This is a genomic window from Flavobacterium tegetincola DSM 22377 (assembly GCF_000425485.1).
In the GTDB taxonomy this organism is placed as follows: domain Bacteria; phylum Bacteroidota; class Bacteroidia; order Flavobacteriales; family Flavobacteriaceae; genus Flavobacterium; species Flavobacterium tegetincola.
The window spans coordinates 77,826-93,584 of sequence record NZ_AUDN01000007.1; the positions used below are offsets into that span (position 1 = coordinate 77,826).

Annotated in this window: 15 protein-coding genes; 12 read left to right on the plus strand and 3 right to left on the minus strand. The window is 33.2% G+C overall.

Annotated elements, in window-relative coordinates; genetic code table 11:
- Positions 1-402: 402 nt before the first annotated feature.
- The 8 genes from H602_RS0100385 to H602_RS0100425 all read left to right on the plus strand — a co-directional run bounded on the left by H602_RS0100385 (position 403) and on the right by H602_RS0100425 (position 7,069).
- Positions 403-708 carry a hypothetical protein gene (locus H602_RS0100385; RefSeq protein WP_026976236.1) on the plus strand — a complete coding sequence of 102 codons (306 nt, stop codon included), beginning with the start codon at positions 403-405 and terminating at the stop codon, positions 706-708.
- 2 nt (positions 709-710) lie between these two features.
- A complete protein-coding gene (locus tag H602_RS0100390; protein WP_026976237.1) occupies positions 711-1,442 on the plus strand; it encodes a DUF2931 family protein in 732 nt (243 codons plus the stop codon).
- Positions 1,443-1,499: 57 nt separating this feature from the next.
- Positions 1,500-2,012, plus strand: a complete 513-nt coding sequence (locus H602_RS0100395; protein ID WP_026976238.1) for a L,D-transpeptidase family protein — start codon at positions 1,500-1,502, stop codon at positions 2,010-2,012.
- A 128-nt stretch (positions 2,013-2,140) separates the two neighbouring features.
- On the plus strand, positions 2,141-2,752 hold the full coding sequence (locus tag H602_RS0100400; RefSeq protein ID WP_026976239.1) for a hypothetical protein: 612 nt from the start codon (positions 2,141-2,143) through the stop codon (positions 2,750-2,752).
- Between the two features lie 105 nt (positions 2,753-2,857).
- Entirely contained in the window at positions 2,858-3,511 is a 654-nt protein-coding gene (locus H602_RS19200; protein WP_051224051.1) for a hypothetical protein, read from the plus strand.
- A 40-nt stretch (positions 3,512-3,551) separates the two neighbouring features.
- Entirely contained in the window at positions 3,552-4,619 is a 1,068-nt protein-coding gene (locus H602_RS0100410; RefSeq protein WP_026976240.1) for a DUF6688 domain-containing protein, read from the plus strand.
- A 297-nt stretch (positions 4,620-4,916) separates the two neighbouring features.
- The gene (locus H602_RS0100415; RefSeq protein ID WP_157504781.1) at positions 4,917-5,687 is read left to right on the plus strand and encodes a toxin-antitoxin system YwqK family antitoxin; all 771 of its coding nucleotides are present in this window, start codon (positions 4,917-4,919) and stop codon (positions 5,685-5,687) included.
- 281 nt (positions 5,688-5,968) lie between these two features.
- Positions 5,969-7,069: a hypothetical protein gene (locus H602_RS0100425; RefSeq protein ID WP_157504784.1), complete on the plus strand. Its 1,101-nt coding sequence runs from the start codon at positions 5,969-5,971 to the stop codon at positions 7,067-7,069.
- 382 nt (positions 7,070-7,451) lie between these two features.
- Here the strand turns inward: H602_RS0100425 and H602_RS17890 are convergent, their stop codons facing one another.
- From H602_RS17890 to H602_RS0100440, 3 genes are read right to left on the minus strand one after another with little or no spacing between them, the layout of a single operon-like run.
- The gene (locus H602_RS17890) at positions 7,452-8,294 is read right to left on the minus strand and encodes an ankyrin repeat domain-containing protein (RefSeq protein ID WP_051224054.1); all 843 of its coding nucleotides are present in this window, start codon (positions 8,292-8,294) and stop codon (positions 7,452-7,454) included.
- 6 nt (positions 8,295-8,300) lie between these two features.
- Positions 8,301-9,074, minus strand: a complete 774-nt coding sequence (locus H602_RS0100435; RefSeq protein ID WP_026976243.1) for a hypothetical protein — start codon at positions 9,072-9,074, stop codon at positions 8,301-8,303.
- A gap of 19 nt (positions 9,075-9,093) precedes the next feature.
- On the minus strand, positions 9,094-9,735 hold the full coding sequence (locus H602_RS0100440; RefSeq protein WP_026976244.1) for a hypothetical protein: 642 nt from the start codon (positions 9,733-9,735) through the stop codon (positions 9,094-9,096).
- Positions 9,736-10,220: 485 nt separating this feature from the next.
- Here H602_RS0100440 and H602_RS17895 point away from each other — a divergent pair, with 485 nt between their 5' ends.
- From H602_RS17895 to H602_RS0100470, 4 genes are all read left to right on the plus strand, one after another.
- Complete coding sequence (locus H602_RS17895) at positions 10,221-10,949, plus strand: sterol desaturase family protein (RefSeq protein WP_051224060.1); 729 nt, start codon at positions 10,221-10,223, stop codon at positions 10,947-10,949.
- Positions 10,946-12,814, plus strand: coding sequence for a beta-ketoacyl-ACP synthase III (locus H602_RS0100455; RefSeq protein ID WP_026976245.1), 1,869 nt, complete (start codon positions 10,946-10,948; stop codon positions 12,812-12,814). The genes H602_RS17895 and H602_RS0100455 overlap by 4 nt, the downstream gene beginning before the upstream one ends.
- An 11-nt stretch (positions 12,815-12,825) precedes the next feature.
- Positions 12,826-13,713: a DUF6999 family protein gene (locus H602_RS0100460; protein ID WP_026976246.1), complete on the plus strand. Its 888-nt coding sequence runs from the start codon at positions 12,826-12,828 to the stop codon at positions 13,711-13,713.
- 592 nt (positions 13,714-14,305) lie between these two features.
- Entirely contained in the window at positions 14,306-15,565 is a 1,260-nt protein-coding gene (locus H602_RS0100470; protein WP_026976247.1) for a tyrosine-type recombinase/integrase, read from the plus strand.
- Positions 15,566-15,759 lie beyond the last annotated feature (194 nt).

A 15,759-nucleotide genomic window follows, 5' to 3' on the forward strand; every position in this document is an offset into this window, starting at 1 on the left:
GATTTACATTTGATCAGTAGCAGAAATTATAAAATTTACATGCAGCAAGACAGCAGTTTTTCAACAGCAATTGAAGTGAAAAGGTAGGGGTAAATCAGTTTTAATTTTGATTTTTAGGATTCTTTTATTTGATGTAGTTAAGATCATTTTTTAATAATACAAGCTTATTTTTGAACAATTTCTTACATAAGACCAGATGAAATAAGGTTGGATTTATTACTGAATCGCATCGGTGATTGACTAACTTTATAAGAAAGAAGAACTATTCATGATTATTAAGCGAGTAAACAAATCAGCCTGAAAATGAACATATAAATACTACAGCAGATGAAATACGATTTGGAAACGGAAACCACTCATTCTAATAAAAAAAGCGAATTAAAGTCGCGCAAAAATTAATCCATGGAAGCAATCAAAGCATCAAAAATGACAAACAGCCAATTGAGTGTTGCGCTAATTGTGGTCAACTTATTTTTGATCATCATTTTTTCTAAAATCGGAAACGGTACTAATGATCCGGACGGACTTCTGACTTACTTCTATTTTATTGGCGGTTCAATTGTACTTTTAGGCGGATTTGCATTCACTTATCACGGCAAACAGTACAGGTGGGCAAAATGGCTTTTTGGTGTTAGCATAATTGCAGGTGCAATTTGCGTAGCATTTATAATGTACATAACGGCAATGGCAGGAGCCTTTCAACATTAAAGATGAAAATAAATAATTTAAATAAATTTTACCTTGTAATTGCCTTTTGTTTAATGCTATCATCTATTTATAGAACAGCAGTTCACAAAAGTTGGGAGCGTTATTATTACGATTCTACCGTCATGGCACCTAGCAGTTACCCAATTCATGTCAGAGAATGCACCTTTCTTACGGGAGACGATAACGATGATGGATATGTTAGGTATCAAAATGTCAATAAACACACTTCAGAATGGGGAGACAGTGGTGACTTTCTGCAATTATCTGATAAAAGTTTGTTACCAAAAAAACTGGCTATCTCTTATTTTAGTTATAGTGACAAGCATTTTTATAAAGACACATTGGCCTTGCCTACAGCTAAAATAGAGGAATTATTTAAGCAGGCGATAAAAAATAAAAATACGGAAAGATATTACAGTAGTGCTGGAAATTTGAAAGGTTTGTGCTTTACAATTGGGATTGCAAATGATGGTCAGGTACTGGTTTTTCTGCGAGGAATTAATTTAGAAGAATTGGTTTTAAAAGCAAAACTCAAACCCAGTCAACCTGCCGCAGAGGATATGTATTACAGAGAGTCTTTATCAAGAGAACACTATTTTAAATATGCTTTTGAAAATCTATCTGATAGTTTAAAGTTGAAAATTGATAGCGGTTTTGAAATGCATGCAAATTATGCAGATAGCGCAACGCATTATCTTGAACGTAATGTTGAACTTTGGAAATACCAAAAATAAAATGGTTTTATCGATTAAGGATGTTTTGAAATAAAAGGGTTAAATATAAATTGATAGATGAAAAAAACATTTTTAATTGCAGTTGTCTTATTAGGTTGTGCCTTAATTTACAATTGTATTCCAGAGCAAAAATTGCCTGCAAATAGTCAGGTAGATTTATTGGTTGTACATAAATCGCAACATGAATTGATGGCTTATTCCAAGGGTAAACTTCTAAAAACCTATCAAATAGCTTTGGGTGACGCGCCTGTTGGACACAAGGAATTTGAAGGTGATGAAAAAACGCCAGAAGGTTTTTACATTATTGATGCTAAAAATGATAAAAGTGGCTATCATAAAAACCTTGGTATATCTTATCCTAACGAAAAAGATCGTGCTCACGCAAAAATGCTTGGAGTGTCGCCCGGTGGAGATATCAAAATTCATGGTATCAGAAATGGTTTAGGCATCATTGATAAATTTCAACGATTCATTAATTGGACTAATGGTTGTATTGCGTTAACAAATAGTGAGATTGATGAACTTTATGCTTCTGTAGCTGTTGGAACAACGATAGAAATACAACCTTAAAGTAAATAAAATAGTAAACTAATAAAATGTAGTAGTTTAAAATTTTTTTCAGAATCCGTTTAAACAAGATGTTGGGTAGAGTAAATGTGGTTTTAATGTTTGGAAGTTCGACCTATAAATAGAAATTTATGATAAAAATAAAAGATTTTATCCTTCTTTTTGCAATGATTTTTGGCTTTTTGAACCAAGTGTTTGCGCAGGATTTACAGCGAGATTTTAAAAAAAATGGAGTATATCTTGGCGTCTATACTGGAACATGGTTTGGCACTGGAAATAGCTCAAAGTTAGGAAACTCAATAATGGGAGGTTTGCTCATTGAAATTAAAAGTGAAAAAAGTGGATTGGGACTGAATTTTGATTTTTTTGGAAACCTTGGTAAAACCGAGACCATTTATGTAAAGAACGAAGATCAAATTATTCCAAAAGATGGATATTCTGGTGTTCAAATTTCCTTGCAATACAGCCACGAGCTCTATGCATCCAACCGATTTGCGTTGGAAGGCGTTGGCGGCATTGGTTTTGGCGATTTAAGTTTTTCTATTCCGGATAAGGAAAATGGTATAGGTAACAATAGCATATTTATAGATCCGGGTTTAGGCATTCGCTATTATGTAGGTCAAAAAACGTTTCTTCAGTTTAAGGTGCAATATAATTTTGCCAATTATAAACTTAAAGATAATGAAAGTACTACTATCGATGGTAATTTTGTGACTACTAAATTATTATTCGGCTGGCGTTAAATTTTAATATCATGAATTAAAGAGATCAATATTAAAAAATAAGTCAAATTCCACAATTATTTATAGATCAAATTCATTTTAAAATAATTGAAACTCCTTCTAAAGATGAAGATATTTACACTATTTATCCTACTGATTTTTACACTAATTGCCTGTAACGAAGAGAAAAAGCCAACTGCAGTTGATAATGTAGTAGAAGTGGGACAAGTTAAAGACGCAACCTACGATGGGGCAGAAGTTGAAGAGGCATCTAGCGCTTCCACACAAGATACTTTTGCAGCAGAATCAGCAGATAATGATGAAGCATCAGAAGATGATAGTACTGCTCATGACAGTATCAATTTTGAAAAATATGCCGTTGAAGTTCAAAAAGTCGTTCAAAAAGCACCACTTGATTTCAGTAGTTATCCTGATGCAAAATTTTTTAGAACTCGAATTATTGACGGTTATAAAAGTAATGAAATTGATTTTGGTGGACACTATATCGGAACCATTTTTGGCTGTGGTGCAAGTTGTATTATGGGATTTATGGTTGATGTGAGAGACGGGAAAGTATATGATTTGCCTTTGGGCGAACAAAACATGTGTATGTGGGATTTAGGTAAAGCTATAAGTAATCCTGACAGCCGATTATTTATTTCATCGATTTGTAAAAAAGACGAAGAGAGCCAAACTCCTTATTACATTGCCTATGTGTGGAATGAAGAAAACAAGGTTTTTGAAATCGTAAGTACTGATGAATTTATAATAAAGAACTAATTTTAGTTGACTTAAAGCAATGCGAAATGTATAATAACTTATGACAATTATTTTTCTACTTTTAATCGTAATTTCCTTTTTTGGTTATGTAATTTTCAAAAAATCACGTCCAAATGTCCAACTTTCAGTAAAGATTTCTGAATTCATACTTGTCGTTTGTACCATTTTATCTTTCGCATTATTCGCTTTTTCCTGGATGGTCAACTCGGCTGATTATTATACAGCCATTGATATTGTGGATGGTGGCTACACGCCAATTGCTTCGGCTCACGTTCTTACATTGCTTGTGTTTTTTACGTTGTCTTGGTGTGGAATTATTGCATTACGGGTTCGCGGAAATAAATTGCCACCCTTAGTATTTGTACTCGCAATTATTTTTATTTTAATAGGTTGTTTTATAAGTGTCGCCTTTTTATTGCAGTTGATTACCAATAAAGAACCAGCTAAAATGGGTATGGTGTTTTCCATTCTGCCTATCTTTTACCTCATAATTTCTATTTCTTTGTTAGTGAAGATCGCTGAAACTGAAGGTGAATTGGCATCTGAAAAAACGTACAGTAATTCATTTCTCAATGCTTTAAATTCATTTATGGCGAAAAGCAAAGACAAACCGTTCTTGATTTTACTGCTTTGCATTCCAGTTTTTATTATAATTGTAGCAATTTTAATGCTGTTTGGCCAGGATTACAATTCAATTACTAAAGTTTTTACTGAAACCACGGCTTGGAATTTTTCGCAACAATCGCATCCACCGTTTTTAGATCACAAAGGCCATTACTTGTGTACAGTGGCTATTTGTGGTGATGCTGCTGTGGTAAAGCCGCTGCGTTTGGGAAAAAGACACGGTTGTGAAATAGTGGTAAACAGACAACTACTAATTGCCAATGCTTTTGAGGAATTGATTCAAGAACGTTCGCCAAAGTTGCATAAATGGATTCGCAACTGCTACGATACTTACGGCTATCCACTTTCTAAAAAGATTACAACCGCAGCACGTTCTAACTTGGTTTACCGATTAATGAAACCTTTAGAGTATTTATTTCTCACTGTTTTATATTTATGTTGTAGCAAACCAGAGGAGAAGATTAATAAACAATATGCCATTTAGAGTCGATTTTTGCGTTAAGGATTGTAAGGGTTTAGTACCGATTTTTCATCGGTACCGAAGCGCTAGCGAAGCCCTGAAAAGCCTGACCCTTGGGTAACGCCCAGAATGTTAAATTACTGCATTTGATGATTTTAAATACTCCCAAAAATTGACTTTAAGCTACACTATAACCTGGTTTATATTAAATGTAAGATTTTACACTGAAGTCTTAAAAAACAATAATGGAATTTATTGTAAATAGTAAGCGTTAATTTAGATCAAATAATCAATTTTTCATAGATAATTAAATATATTCGTATGATGAAAACAACCTATAAAATCCTGTCCTTTATGCTGATGCTTTTTTTATCTGTATCAGTTTATGCGCAAATACCGGAAGAAATTAAATGGGAATATTTAAAGAAGACTTACGCCAAGGACAGCACTGCTTTACAACTAACCTTAAACGGAAAAAGTCTAAATGGTGCGTATAAAATTCCATTGGATGAAGATTCCTACGCACTTTATACTATTAAAAACGGAATGATTACTGGCGAGGCGTTTTGGTATACAAACGGAGGAACTTTAGAATGCAAACTTCTGTATAAACGGGGAGTTCGCAATGGTTTAAAAGAGAATTACGATCAGAATGGAAAAGTTTGGCTTCGACAAGAGTTTAAAGATGGCAGACAAGATGGCTTAAGTGAAATGTACAGCAATGGGCAACTCAATACTAAATCGGAGTATAAAAAAGGTAAAAAATACGGTAAGCAAATTAGCTACAGCAGTGGGAAAATACTATCAGAAACAGAATATAAAGACAATTTGAGAGAAGGTATTAGTAAAACGTATGATTTCCAAGGCAACTTAATTTCAGAAATTAGTTATAAGCAAGACCGGCAAGATGGTTTATCAGTTATGTACGCTATGGGAAAAAGGAATATGGATTTTATGTTTGTAGCTGGTAAAAAACATGGAATTGGCCACATGTATAAGCCGGATGGTTCGGTTATTTTTACGAGTTATTATCTTAATGGCGAAAAAGTTTCAGAGAACGACTATCAGTTATATATTAACGATACTAAATAATATTTAGATCCCATGTACTTCAATTTTACCAAAAATAAAAATTTGATGGGTAGTTGAGGAAATTTGCAACACGTTGAATCTCAGTTTCAGCGATGTCGAAAAATAGGGAACTTGCAGTTGAAATAATTTTTAAGCATGTCATCGTGGATGCATTTTTCAATAAAGAAGTTAAGATGCAACATTTTATTAGCAGAGTTACAGTACATAGTCACTGTCGCTTTTTTTTGTTACAATTAGCGCAAGACAATTGAATTTCATTATTTAAATATTAAATGAAAAGAATGTTCGTATTTATAGTCCTTTCAGCAGTGATTCTTTTTTTATTGGAATGCTGTACTACATTCAACATATCGCCGAAATTACTGATTAACAAGTCCCAGTATATCCAATTTCCAGAATTGAGCGATGGTTTGGAATGGGGTACATTTAAGATGGAACGGGTTTCTGAAACAGTCAATGTCAATGTACGTTATTTTCCAGAAAATAATTTTTTCATGGTCAACAATTACCAAGGAGAGGTATTTAATCCAATAAAAATAGATCATTTAGGCAAAACAATTTTTCAACTGCATCTGCCTAAAAGTGATGCTTTTCATCTGATTGATGACAACAACAGTTTCATTATAGGAGAAAATTCGGTCTATAATTTTGCTGAAGATCACCCAACTGCAGTGTCTTTTAGCACTATTTTAAACAAAGAAAATACGTTAACTTCAGAAGAATGGATTCAAATATTTGAATCGCATTACCAAAAAGCAGAAATCGTTTTATATGGTTGGGTAACCGATTTAGAAAGTGCAAATTGTGTTTACTTCCAAACTGCAGGTAAATGGACCAAACTTTACACATTTTCACATTCTGGTCCAAGCTTTATTTATTCACAAGGTTCAAAAATAAAGTGTAAAATTAAAAAGAAGGAAGTTCCTGAAAAAGTTCGTGAAGTTCACTTTTTAAAGGATGTAGCTAGAGAAAGCTATTCTAATGAGCATCGTTTTACCGATTCTTATAGTACGCCTTTTAACACAGATCAGTCATTTTTCCCTGATCAGTCACTGCATTACAAAATGGCTGGAGCTATTAATATGCTTGCCTTTTCAAAAGAAAATTCCAGTTCTGACGGATACAATATTGGCATACCTACACTATTTTACGGTACCGCTTTTTATGAAATGAATTTTGACGGAGCTGTTTTACATTTTAAAAACAATGCCATCAAGTCTGTTGGAATTGGTGAAAAGGTGCAATCTGAAACTTATATTTTTGCGCTACCTGAAAAGTTCTTGAATAGGAGTAAAGTTTCTTTTCTTACGTACGATTACGGGATAAATAAGCATAAAAATGGAAAGGAAGGCGTTTATGTCATTCGCAGAAAAGGCAATTAGTAGGACTCTCTAATTTTTAACAGCATTTAAAAATATGTAGAAGCGATTTGTTGCGTTTTTTTATTTAAAATTGCGCTGCTGATTTAATGATTCCGAACGTGTCTAGTAGTACCAGAAAAATCAACTTCACAAACCTTACAAATCTAAATCAGCTTAATGGTTTTCCCGCCTCATCTTTTATTTGACCGTTGCTACAATTTGAATAAAATAGAGCGGTAAATAAAATTACTACATAGTTCATGTTTATGTTGTTAATTTGGGCGTTCCCCAAGGGTCGGGCTATTCACTAAATCTTTTTTATGAAAAATAAAAAAGGATATCGTTCCTATCCCTAACGCAAAATCGTTGAACGAGGAAATTATACTTTTTAATGCCATTACAATCATTGAAGTGTCTCTACTATAGCATCAAATTTATTGGCTTTCGCAATTTCAATAGGCAATCTACCATAAGAGAGATCATCACCACAATCAAAGGTTTCTGGTTTGTTTTTATCTGCACCTTTCTTCAATAAGTATTTAACCATAGCCAAATTATTCTCTTTTATGGCAATTATTAGTGCCGATGTTCCATCGCATTCGTTAGAAGATAGCTCGTCCTTTGACAGTTTTAAAGCATTAAGTACTTCATAATCTGATCTTCGTACCGCTTCGTAAAATACCCATAACTTACCTCTAATATCTCCCGAATTTTGGTCCGCACCTTTTAACAATACATATTTTGCACCTTCATAAAACTGATAAAAACCTGCAGTATTAAACGAACCATTGTCTTTATAAGCACACCCTTTTTCAATGAGATATTTCAGGATTTCCAATCTCTTATGTTCGGCGGCGGCCAAAACTAGATTTTCTTCCTTATCGTTAATGGTGGCTCCTTTGTTCACCAGCAATTTTAATAAACTTAAATTGTCCGAAGTTCGAATCACTGCTTCTACAGGTGATATTTTGTTCTTGGGTTGAAAGTTTGCGGGAAATGTTGTTTCTAGCATTTCCGCAACTTTGTCGGTGTTATTATCGGAAATGGCGTCATAAAATTCATTGACAATTTGCCATGTTGGTTCAGAATGATTCCACTCGCTTGTTTGATTTAGAGCAGGAGGTTGCACATCGTCCAATTGTATCCGATCAATTTTCTGATTTTCTTCGACTTTGTCAATGCAAGAAGTAAAAGAAAATACAAGTAGTAGAAATGTTAATAAAACCTTCAGTTGTAGTTTATTCATAGCTGTTTAATCAATCATTGTTTTCTCAAAATAATCCACTATCGTTTCTTGAAAATCGATAAGTGTTTGTTTTTCAGTTTTTGTTATTTTTCCTTTGCTGTAAATTTCATACTTCCCATTTTCATTGTCGATTGCTAACCAAATTATTCCGCTTTCAATTTTTCCCAACGCGTTCGTTTTTAAATAACCGCTCATTATGGGTTGATTTTTCCTTGCATAGCTACCCAAAAAAACCTTCAACAACGCATCTTCTTGTGAAAAGAATGCGGCAATGGATTCAAAAACAGCATCAATATTATTTAAATCTGTAGAAATAGTTAAGCGTGCAAAAAGTTTATATGTTTTATCAAAATCATAGTTCATAGTAGCATCTAACTCCGTTTTACCAACGTAACTTTCAACTTTGCCCTTTACGATTTGGTTTGAAATGGTGCTGCTTTTCGGCAGATTTTCGAGGTCAAAAGCAATCGCTTCTGTAGAGGAAACCATTTTTTCATTGTAGAAAAGTGTTCTAACTAAATACTTATTATTGAGTGTGATTTTAATAACAGCATTTGGTTCTTGGGCATTGGTAATCACAATCTGATCATTCACTTTAGTAAATGTAAGCGCATTTCCATAATTAACCGCAAACAGTTCCACCACCATACTTTCCAATGTAGCGCCAATATAGTTTTTAGTGGTCTGACCACTTTCAATTTCAACAGTGGTGGATTGTTTAATTTGTGCAAAAGAGGATGAGCTCATAAATAGTAAAATAATAAAAAGTATGTTTTTCATATCGTGCCAATTTCTGTAATTAGTGATGTAACTGTGGCTCTTTTAAAACCGTTATTTTGTTTTTTATCAAGCCTTTCTTATCAATAGTAACTAGCCATTGTTCATGTCCAATAACTCCAATCTCGTCCTGGCTATTTTTAATGAAACCCCAATCTACTTTATCAAAATTAATTTGCTTACTGTTTATAATTTTCATTTTAATAGTATGACTCGTAACGTTAAAATCAGTTGCTGTACCGACGTATAACTTATCAATAAGGTTCAGCTTTTTACCGTGGGTACAAAGGAACATTTGTGCAGAAACGGCACTGTTGTAAAGCATTCCGACAACAATTCCTTCACCCGGATTCAAATCCAATTTTTCTGCACTTACATGTCCTAACGCCTTTATTGTATCTGTAATTTTGGGATAGTAATCGTTCAAATTCGCTTGACTTAATTTTCCATAAATAGGTAATTTTCCAATCTCTTTATTAATAGTGTCAATTGATGTTATCTTATTGTTATTATTATAGTTATGAACGCTAACTTGAAGTGAATCAGTAATTGTTGCTTCTCTTGTATCCTGCTGATATTTATCCACTTTACAACTGATAAATAGTAGAAATACAATTGCAGTATAAAATGATATATTTAATTTTTTCAACTCGTTTGCAGTCATTTTACATTTATATTTCTCCTCATTCTATTTTTTTAATGCTAGGTTAATTTATTTAAAAGTTCCACAGTTCATTATCCTTTTTCTAAAATTGTAAGATTATTTTTAGTTCTCATCAACCACATTTTGATATCGAAAATAATTACGATTAATTATTTCTAGTGGTTAATGGAAATCCTAATTGAGTTGACATTTTATAACCTTCAGTCGTCGCTTTATTGTTACCACAATTCTTGTGAAGATATAAATTTTTTTTCATCTTCAAAATTTTAGTTTACACTAATGTACCATCCGTTTTAATCTAATTGAGCATTAATTTAAATCTACTTTTTACTATTGGCTGCTGAAAGCGAATCATGTGTTGAGGAGATGTTATTTGCCATTATTATACCTCTAAATGAACAACAAAAAAATGCAGAAATCCGTGATAAAAACGAACACTTGGATGCATATTTTTTGGCAACTCCTATTTTTTTCTATCTTTGAACATGATGAAGATTATTTCGGAAGTTGTATTTGCTAATTGGTACCACGCTTTTATAGCGATGTTTCTGTTTTTTAATTTCATTTATTGGGTATTTTCATTCCTTGCAAAGGTTATTTTTAATTATTTTGAAACTAAAAATAAGGTAGCCAAAGTCGATAATCACTTTCTTTATCCTGGACAGCAAAAAAAAGAAATCCTTCAATCCATTCGCTCGATCTTCATTTTTAGTTTGCAGGCAATAGTTTTACAGCAAGGAATAGTACGAGGTTGGTTCCATATTCAGACAGATATGAATTGGTGGGTTGTGCTTCAAATAAGTGTTTTATTTTTATGGAATGAGATTCATTTTTACTTGTGCCACACGCTATTGCATACTAAATTTATGATGCGGAATTTTCACCATGTGCATCATCATTCAAAAGAGCCTACTGTTTTTTCTACTTTTAGTTTTCATTGGATCGAAGCTTTTTTGTTAGGGACTGTAGTGTTTTTCCCGTTAATGTTATATCCATTTCAGCTGTTGGCAATACTATCTTTGCCGATTATGAGTTTACTTATTAACTTATTGGGCCATTGCAATTATGATTTATTTAGCCAATACCATTCAAGTCATATCCTCAAATTTTCTTACCGTCACAGCATGCATCACAAAGGTGGGAAAGGTAATTTAGGATTTTTATTACCTTGGCTCGACCAATTTTTTAAAACCACAGCAAAACAGGATAAATGAAAAAAGTATATATAACAGCAACAGGTAGTTATCTGCCAAATGAGCCAGTTTCTAATCAGGACATGGAAGATTTTTTGGGTTTAATTAATGAAACTCCTTCACGCACCAAAGCTATTTTTTTAAGAAAAAATGGAATCAAAACAAGGTATTATGCGTTAGACAAACAGCAGAATTCAACGCATAAAGCGTATGAAATGGCGGCTTCTGCGATTAAAAATTGTATTGCAAATAGCACTTTAAATAGTAGCGAAATAGAAATGTTAAGTGCAGCAACCACCCAAAGTGATTTGCCCGTTCCAGGTTTTGCCAGTATGGTTCATGCAGAAAGTGGTATTGGACGTTGTGGTTTGGCTTCACATCAAAGCGTTTGTGCAGCAAGTTTAATGGCAATTCAAAATGCTTTTTTACAAGTTAAATCTGGAACGGTAAATAATGCTATTTGTTGTGCATCAGAATTGCCCAGCAGAATGTTCAAAGCAAGACGTTTTGAAGGTCAAGATGCATTTGCAAATGGTGAAACAGCATTAACATTAGAAACTGATTTTCTCCGTTGGATGTTAAGTGACGGTGCAGGTGCGATGCTGATGCAAAATGAGCCTGGACAGCGACTTTCTTTAGCCATAGAATGGGTAGATGTCAAGTCGTATGCACATGCATATGAACTTTGCATGTACACTGGAACTCAAAAAGACGGTGACTCTATTGGAAAAACTTGGCTGGATTATGATAACATCAGCGATGCTAATAAAGCGGGTATGCTGAATTTGAAGCAGGATATGAGTCAAGTGGATAACATAGTTAAACTCGGGATCCAACGATTTTTTGAATTGGTTGATGAAGATCAATTTAATCCGGACGAGTTGGATTGGCTGGTATGTCATTATTCTTCGCATCATTTTAGACCCCAAATAGTCGACCTGCTTAAAAAAGGTGGTGTAGAAATACCTCCCGAAAAATGGTTCACTAATTTGTATACAACAGGTAATATTGGTTCAGCCTCAATTTTTGTAATGTTGGACGATTTGGTTAAATCAGGAAAACTTAAAGTTGGGCAAAAAATTCTGTGCATGGTGCCAGAAAGCGGCCGGTTTATTACAGGTTATATGTTGCTTACCGTAACTGGGGAACATCGCGAAAATGCATTTAAAGAGAACATAGCAGAAATTAAACCTCCTGAAATTAGGATTCAAGATAAGCCGATACAAGAATGGTTGGTACGCCAACTTTCTGGAGTGTGGTTTGATTTTGAGCGCGATTTACAGCAAGTGCCTGTTGTAAAAAAAATATTCAAAGGAACTTTATCTCTGGAAGAATACAAACGCTTATTGGTAAACCTTCGACAGCAAGTAATTGATGGTTCTCAATGGATTGCTAGAGCTGCTTCGAATGTAAGTATCGATTACTTTCCCGTTCGTTCTGCTTTTATCAGACATTCTTCCGACGAACATAAGGATTATCAAATTTTAGAGAAAAACTACGTCAATTGCGGAGGAACTGAAGAAGAAATAGTGACCGGAATTAAGAATATTGGAAGTGAGGCTTTGAGCGCCTACATGTTTCATCGAGCAAGCCAGCCCAATCCTTTTGATCTTTTAGGTGGGATGTTTATTATAGAGGGATTAGGAAATAGGGTCTCTGGTAAATGGGGAAGGGCAATTCAGCAACAGCTGAACTTGAATAAAGATCAAGTTTCATTTTTTATCTACCACGAATCTAGTGATAGTAATGACAACCATTTTGAGCGTTTTGAACAAGCAATTCAATCCGAATTACTGACCAGAGAGATGGCTGAAAAAATAGTTAAAATGGCCAAGGTAGTAGCCAAACTTTACACGCTTCAATTACAAGAATTAGATAACTTTTAAGTACAAAAAACATGTTGCATAAAAAAGAGTATTTCGAAAACATGGTCAACGAACCAAGAAATCCAAGCCATTGGCATGCGATGTTTCTTGATAAAAGTGTTCCGTTTGATGCAGATGCTAAAGCGGCTTTTTTATATGATTCGTCTACCAAAAGCAGGCAATTTCTATATCCAGTGGCAAAAATGTTTGCAAGAGTCTCCATTGTACTCATGCAGTTTTTTAAAATATTTATTCCAAATGTGATTAACGCCCCAAAAATGTTGCACAAAAGTTTATTCTGGGGTATGAAATATTTTATTACACCAGAAGCAAATTTTATTATTCTTCGCCATTTTTATCTCGGTTCAGAAGTCCTTCGTTTTATTAAAGACAATGTAGATGGAGCAGAAGCTATACCAATGAATCCGCTGAAACCGCTAGGCGTTTGTGATGTAAAAGATAATATCTTTTTGGATCATGATCTTAACCTTTATAATTTCATCATCAATTTAAACAAGGCGATGGAAGACCAACATTTAAAAATAGAGAAGAAAGACAAGCCTGATTTTAGTGCTATTACGGACGGAGAAATTCCTTTTAAACCATTTAGAAATGGCTGGACTAATTTTATAGATTTGGCCACAGCTATAGAAATTTTTACACCTGTATATCAATTTTACCTTACCGATAACGATTTCTGGCGGGCTACAAATTCGCTGCAACTTGATGAAGTAATTGGAATATATGCAGCAACTATAATGGATTGTCCCGAAAAACTTACTGCCTTAAATAATAAACACCCAATGATTCCGCTACCTACCGCAGGCGCCGCTTTTAGACTTTTGCTTCACGGCTTTTCTACAGAGGTTTTGCATGCGCTATTAGTTCAAGGAAAACGCGCCACGGCAAACACAACTTAGCGAGAGATGCTTCATCTGATTTTACAAATTGGTTTATTAAGAATAACAGAAAAATACTGGATAAACTTTTAGAAAAGTTTATCCACAAAATAGGTAAGCAATTATGCAGATACAAAGGGTTAAGGCTATATGCGTTCCAACTTTAAAGGCTATTGATTGTACAGATACTAATACCGACCAAAATGAATTTAAACCAATTCAAATAATCATAAAACGTTCTAATGAAAATTCCGCTTTTAAAGATGAAGTCGATAAATTAGAAGCGAAGTATTGAGGTTGAAAAAAACATTCTGCATTAGTCGATAATAGAATAATCGTACAAAAGCTAAAATAAAAAATCCTTAAACTCCTGATTTCCAGTATGTTTAAGGATTTTTTTGTGACCTCGACTGGATTCAAACCAGTAACCTCTTGAGCCGTAATCATAAATAAGCCTATTTGTTAGTTATACGTTTACTACTTAAATAGTAATAAAATCAATACTTTACGGCAAATATACTACTTGTTTGTTAATATCTATTGTGTGTTTATTAATATATTTTGTTTGCAAATCGTTTGCAAATGATTATTTTTGCTTTAAACAACAAAGCAAATGAATTTTACAATCTCAATCATATTAGATACAAGACGAGAAAAAACCAATGGCACGTACCCAATAAAGCTATCCGTATTCAGCAGAATATTAAAAAAACAAAAAAGGTATTCTTTGGATATTGATTTAACTGCTAACGATTTTGAAACAATTTGGATAAATCCAGAAGGTAAAAATTTAAGAGGTACAAATAATGAAATTCGTTTGAAACTTCAAAGTATTATAACTAGAGCAGATGAAGAAGTAAAACAAATGACCGTATTTGACTTTGAAACTTTTGAAAAGAAATTTTTTAGGAAAGTAACCGCCAAGAATAATGTAAAATATTATTTCAATTTATCAATCCAGTCAAATTTGGATAATAATAAAATTGGAACTGCTGAAAGTTATAAATATACTCTCAATTCATTTGCTGAATTTTTAGAACCAAAGGCAAAGTTAAAATCAAAAATAGATAAACTTACTTTTAATGAAATTACGCCCGAATGGTTAAAAAAATATGAAGTGTTTATGTTATCGACTGGTAAGAGTTACACAACGGTTGGAATTTATACAAGAACATTAAGAGCCGTTTTTAATAACGCTATTGCATCAAATGATATAAATAATGATATTTACCCATTTGGCGAAAAGAAAAATAAAAAGTATCAAATTCCCACTTCAAAAAAGGTTAAAAAAGCTTTGACCTCTCAAGGCTTGAAAACGTTATTTGATGCTAGAGCAACTAACGAAAACGAACAGCAAGCAAAAGATTTTTGGTTTTTTAGTTATGCTTGTAATGGTATGAATTTTAAAGACATTGTACTGCTGAAATATTCAGATTTTAAAGAAGATAGTTTCTCATATTACAGGGCAAAGACATTTGACAAATCAAATGAAAAAGAAACGATCACAATTTATTTGACTGATTTTACAAATAGTATTATAGCAAAGTATGGCAACAAAAATAAAAGTGGTTATGTTTTTAATATTGTTTCAAATAAAGACACAAGTCAAATTCAATATTATAAAATCAAAAACTTCACACGATTGACAAATGACCACATTAAACGAATTGCAAAAGCAAACGATTTGCCGACTGATATTAGCACCTATTGGGCTAGACACAGCTTTGCGACTCAATCAATCCGTAAAGGTGCTAGTATGGAGTTTATTAGTGAAGCTTTAAATCATAGTGACCTCAACGTTACTAAAAATTACTTTGCCGGATTTGAAGATGAAGCAAAGAAAACTTTTGCAAACTCTTTACTAGATTTTTAATAAAAAAAAAGTTGTTTTTTGGGGTGCATTTTGTGCATTTCCTACATTAAAAACATTTTAACTGAAATTGTTGATAACTTCTAAATTCTTTAAATCACTTAATTTCAAGTAGTTAAGCAAGTAAAATGAATTATTTTCAATATTCACTATTTATAATCGTTCTAAATAGTGAAAAATGTTGTTTCTTTGTTTGG

Bases quoted from the DNA above. Each gene is read 5' to 3' on its own strand.
- H602_RS17895 (WP_051224060.1), top strand. From the start codon at position 10,221: ATGATGAAGATTATTTCGGAAGTTGTATTTGCTAATTGGTACCACGCT.
- H602_RS0100470 (WP_026976247.1), top strand. From the start codon at position 14,306: ATGAATTTTACAATCTCAATCATATTAGATACAAGACGAGAAAAAACC.
- H602_RS0100460 (WP_026976246.1), top strand. From the start codon at position 12,826: ATGTTGCATAAAAAAGAGTATTTCGAAAACATGGTCAACGAACCAAGA.
- H602_RS0100455 (WP_026976245.1), top strand. From the start codon at position 10,946: ATGAAAAAAGTATATATAACAGCAACAGGTAGTTATCTGCCAAATGAG.
- H602_RS0100415 (WP_157504781.1), top strand. From the start codon at position 4,917: ATGATGAAAACAACCTATAAAATCCTGTCCTTTATGCTGATGCTTTTT.
- H602_RS0100385 (WP_026976236.1), top strand. From the start codon at position 403: ATGGAAGCAATCAAAGCATCAAAAATGACAAACAGCCAATTGAGTGTT.
- H602_RS19200 (WP_051224051.1), top strand. From the start codon at position 2,858: ATGAAGATATTTACACTATTTATCCTACTGATTTTTACACTAATTGCC.
- H602_RS0100435 (WP_026976243.1), bottom strand. From the start codon at position 9,074: ATGAAAAACATACTTTTTATTATTTTACTATTTATGAGCTCATCCTCT.
- H602_RS0100425 (WP_157504784.1), top strand. From the start codon at position 5,969: ATGTTCGTATTTATAGTCCTTTCAGCAGTGATTCTTTTTTTATTGGAA.
- H602_RS0100395 (WP_026976238.1), top strand. From the start codon at position 1,500: ATGAAAAAAACATTTTTAATTGCAGTTGTCTTATTAGGTTGTGCCTTA.
- H602_RS0100390 (WP_026976237.1), top strand. From the start codon at position 711: ATGAAAATAAATAATTTAAATAAATTTTACCTTGTAATTGCCTTTTGT.
- H602_RS0100440 (WP_026976244.1), bottom strand. From the start codon at position 9,735: ATGACTGCAAACGAGTTGAAAAAATTAAATATATCATTTTATACTGCA.
- H602_RS0100400 (WP_026976239.1), top strand. From the start codon at position 2,141: ATGATAAAAATAAAAGATTTTATCCTTCTTTTTGCAATGATTTTTGGC.
- H602_RS17890 (WP_051224054.1), bottom strand. From the start codon at position 8,294: ATGAATAAACTACAACTGAAGGTTTTATTAACATTTCTACTACTTGTA.
- H602_RS0100410 (WP_026976240.1), top strand. From the start codon at position 3,552: ATGACAATTATTTTTCTACTTTTAATCGTAATTTCCTTTTTTGGTTAT.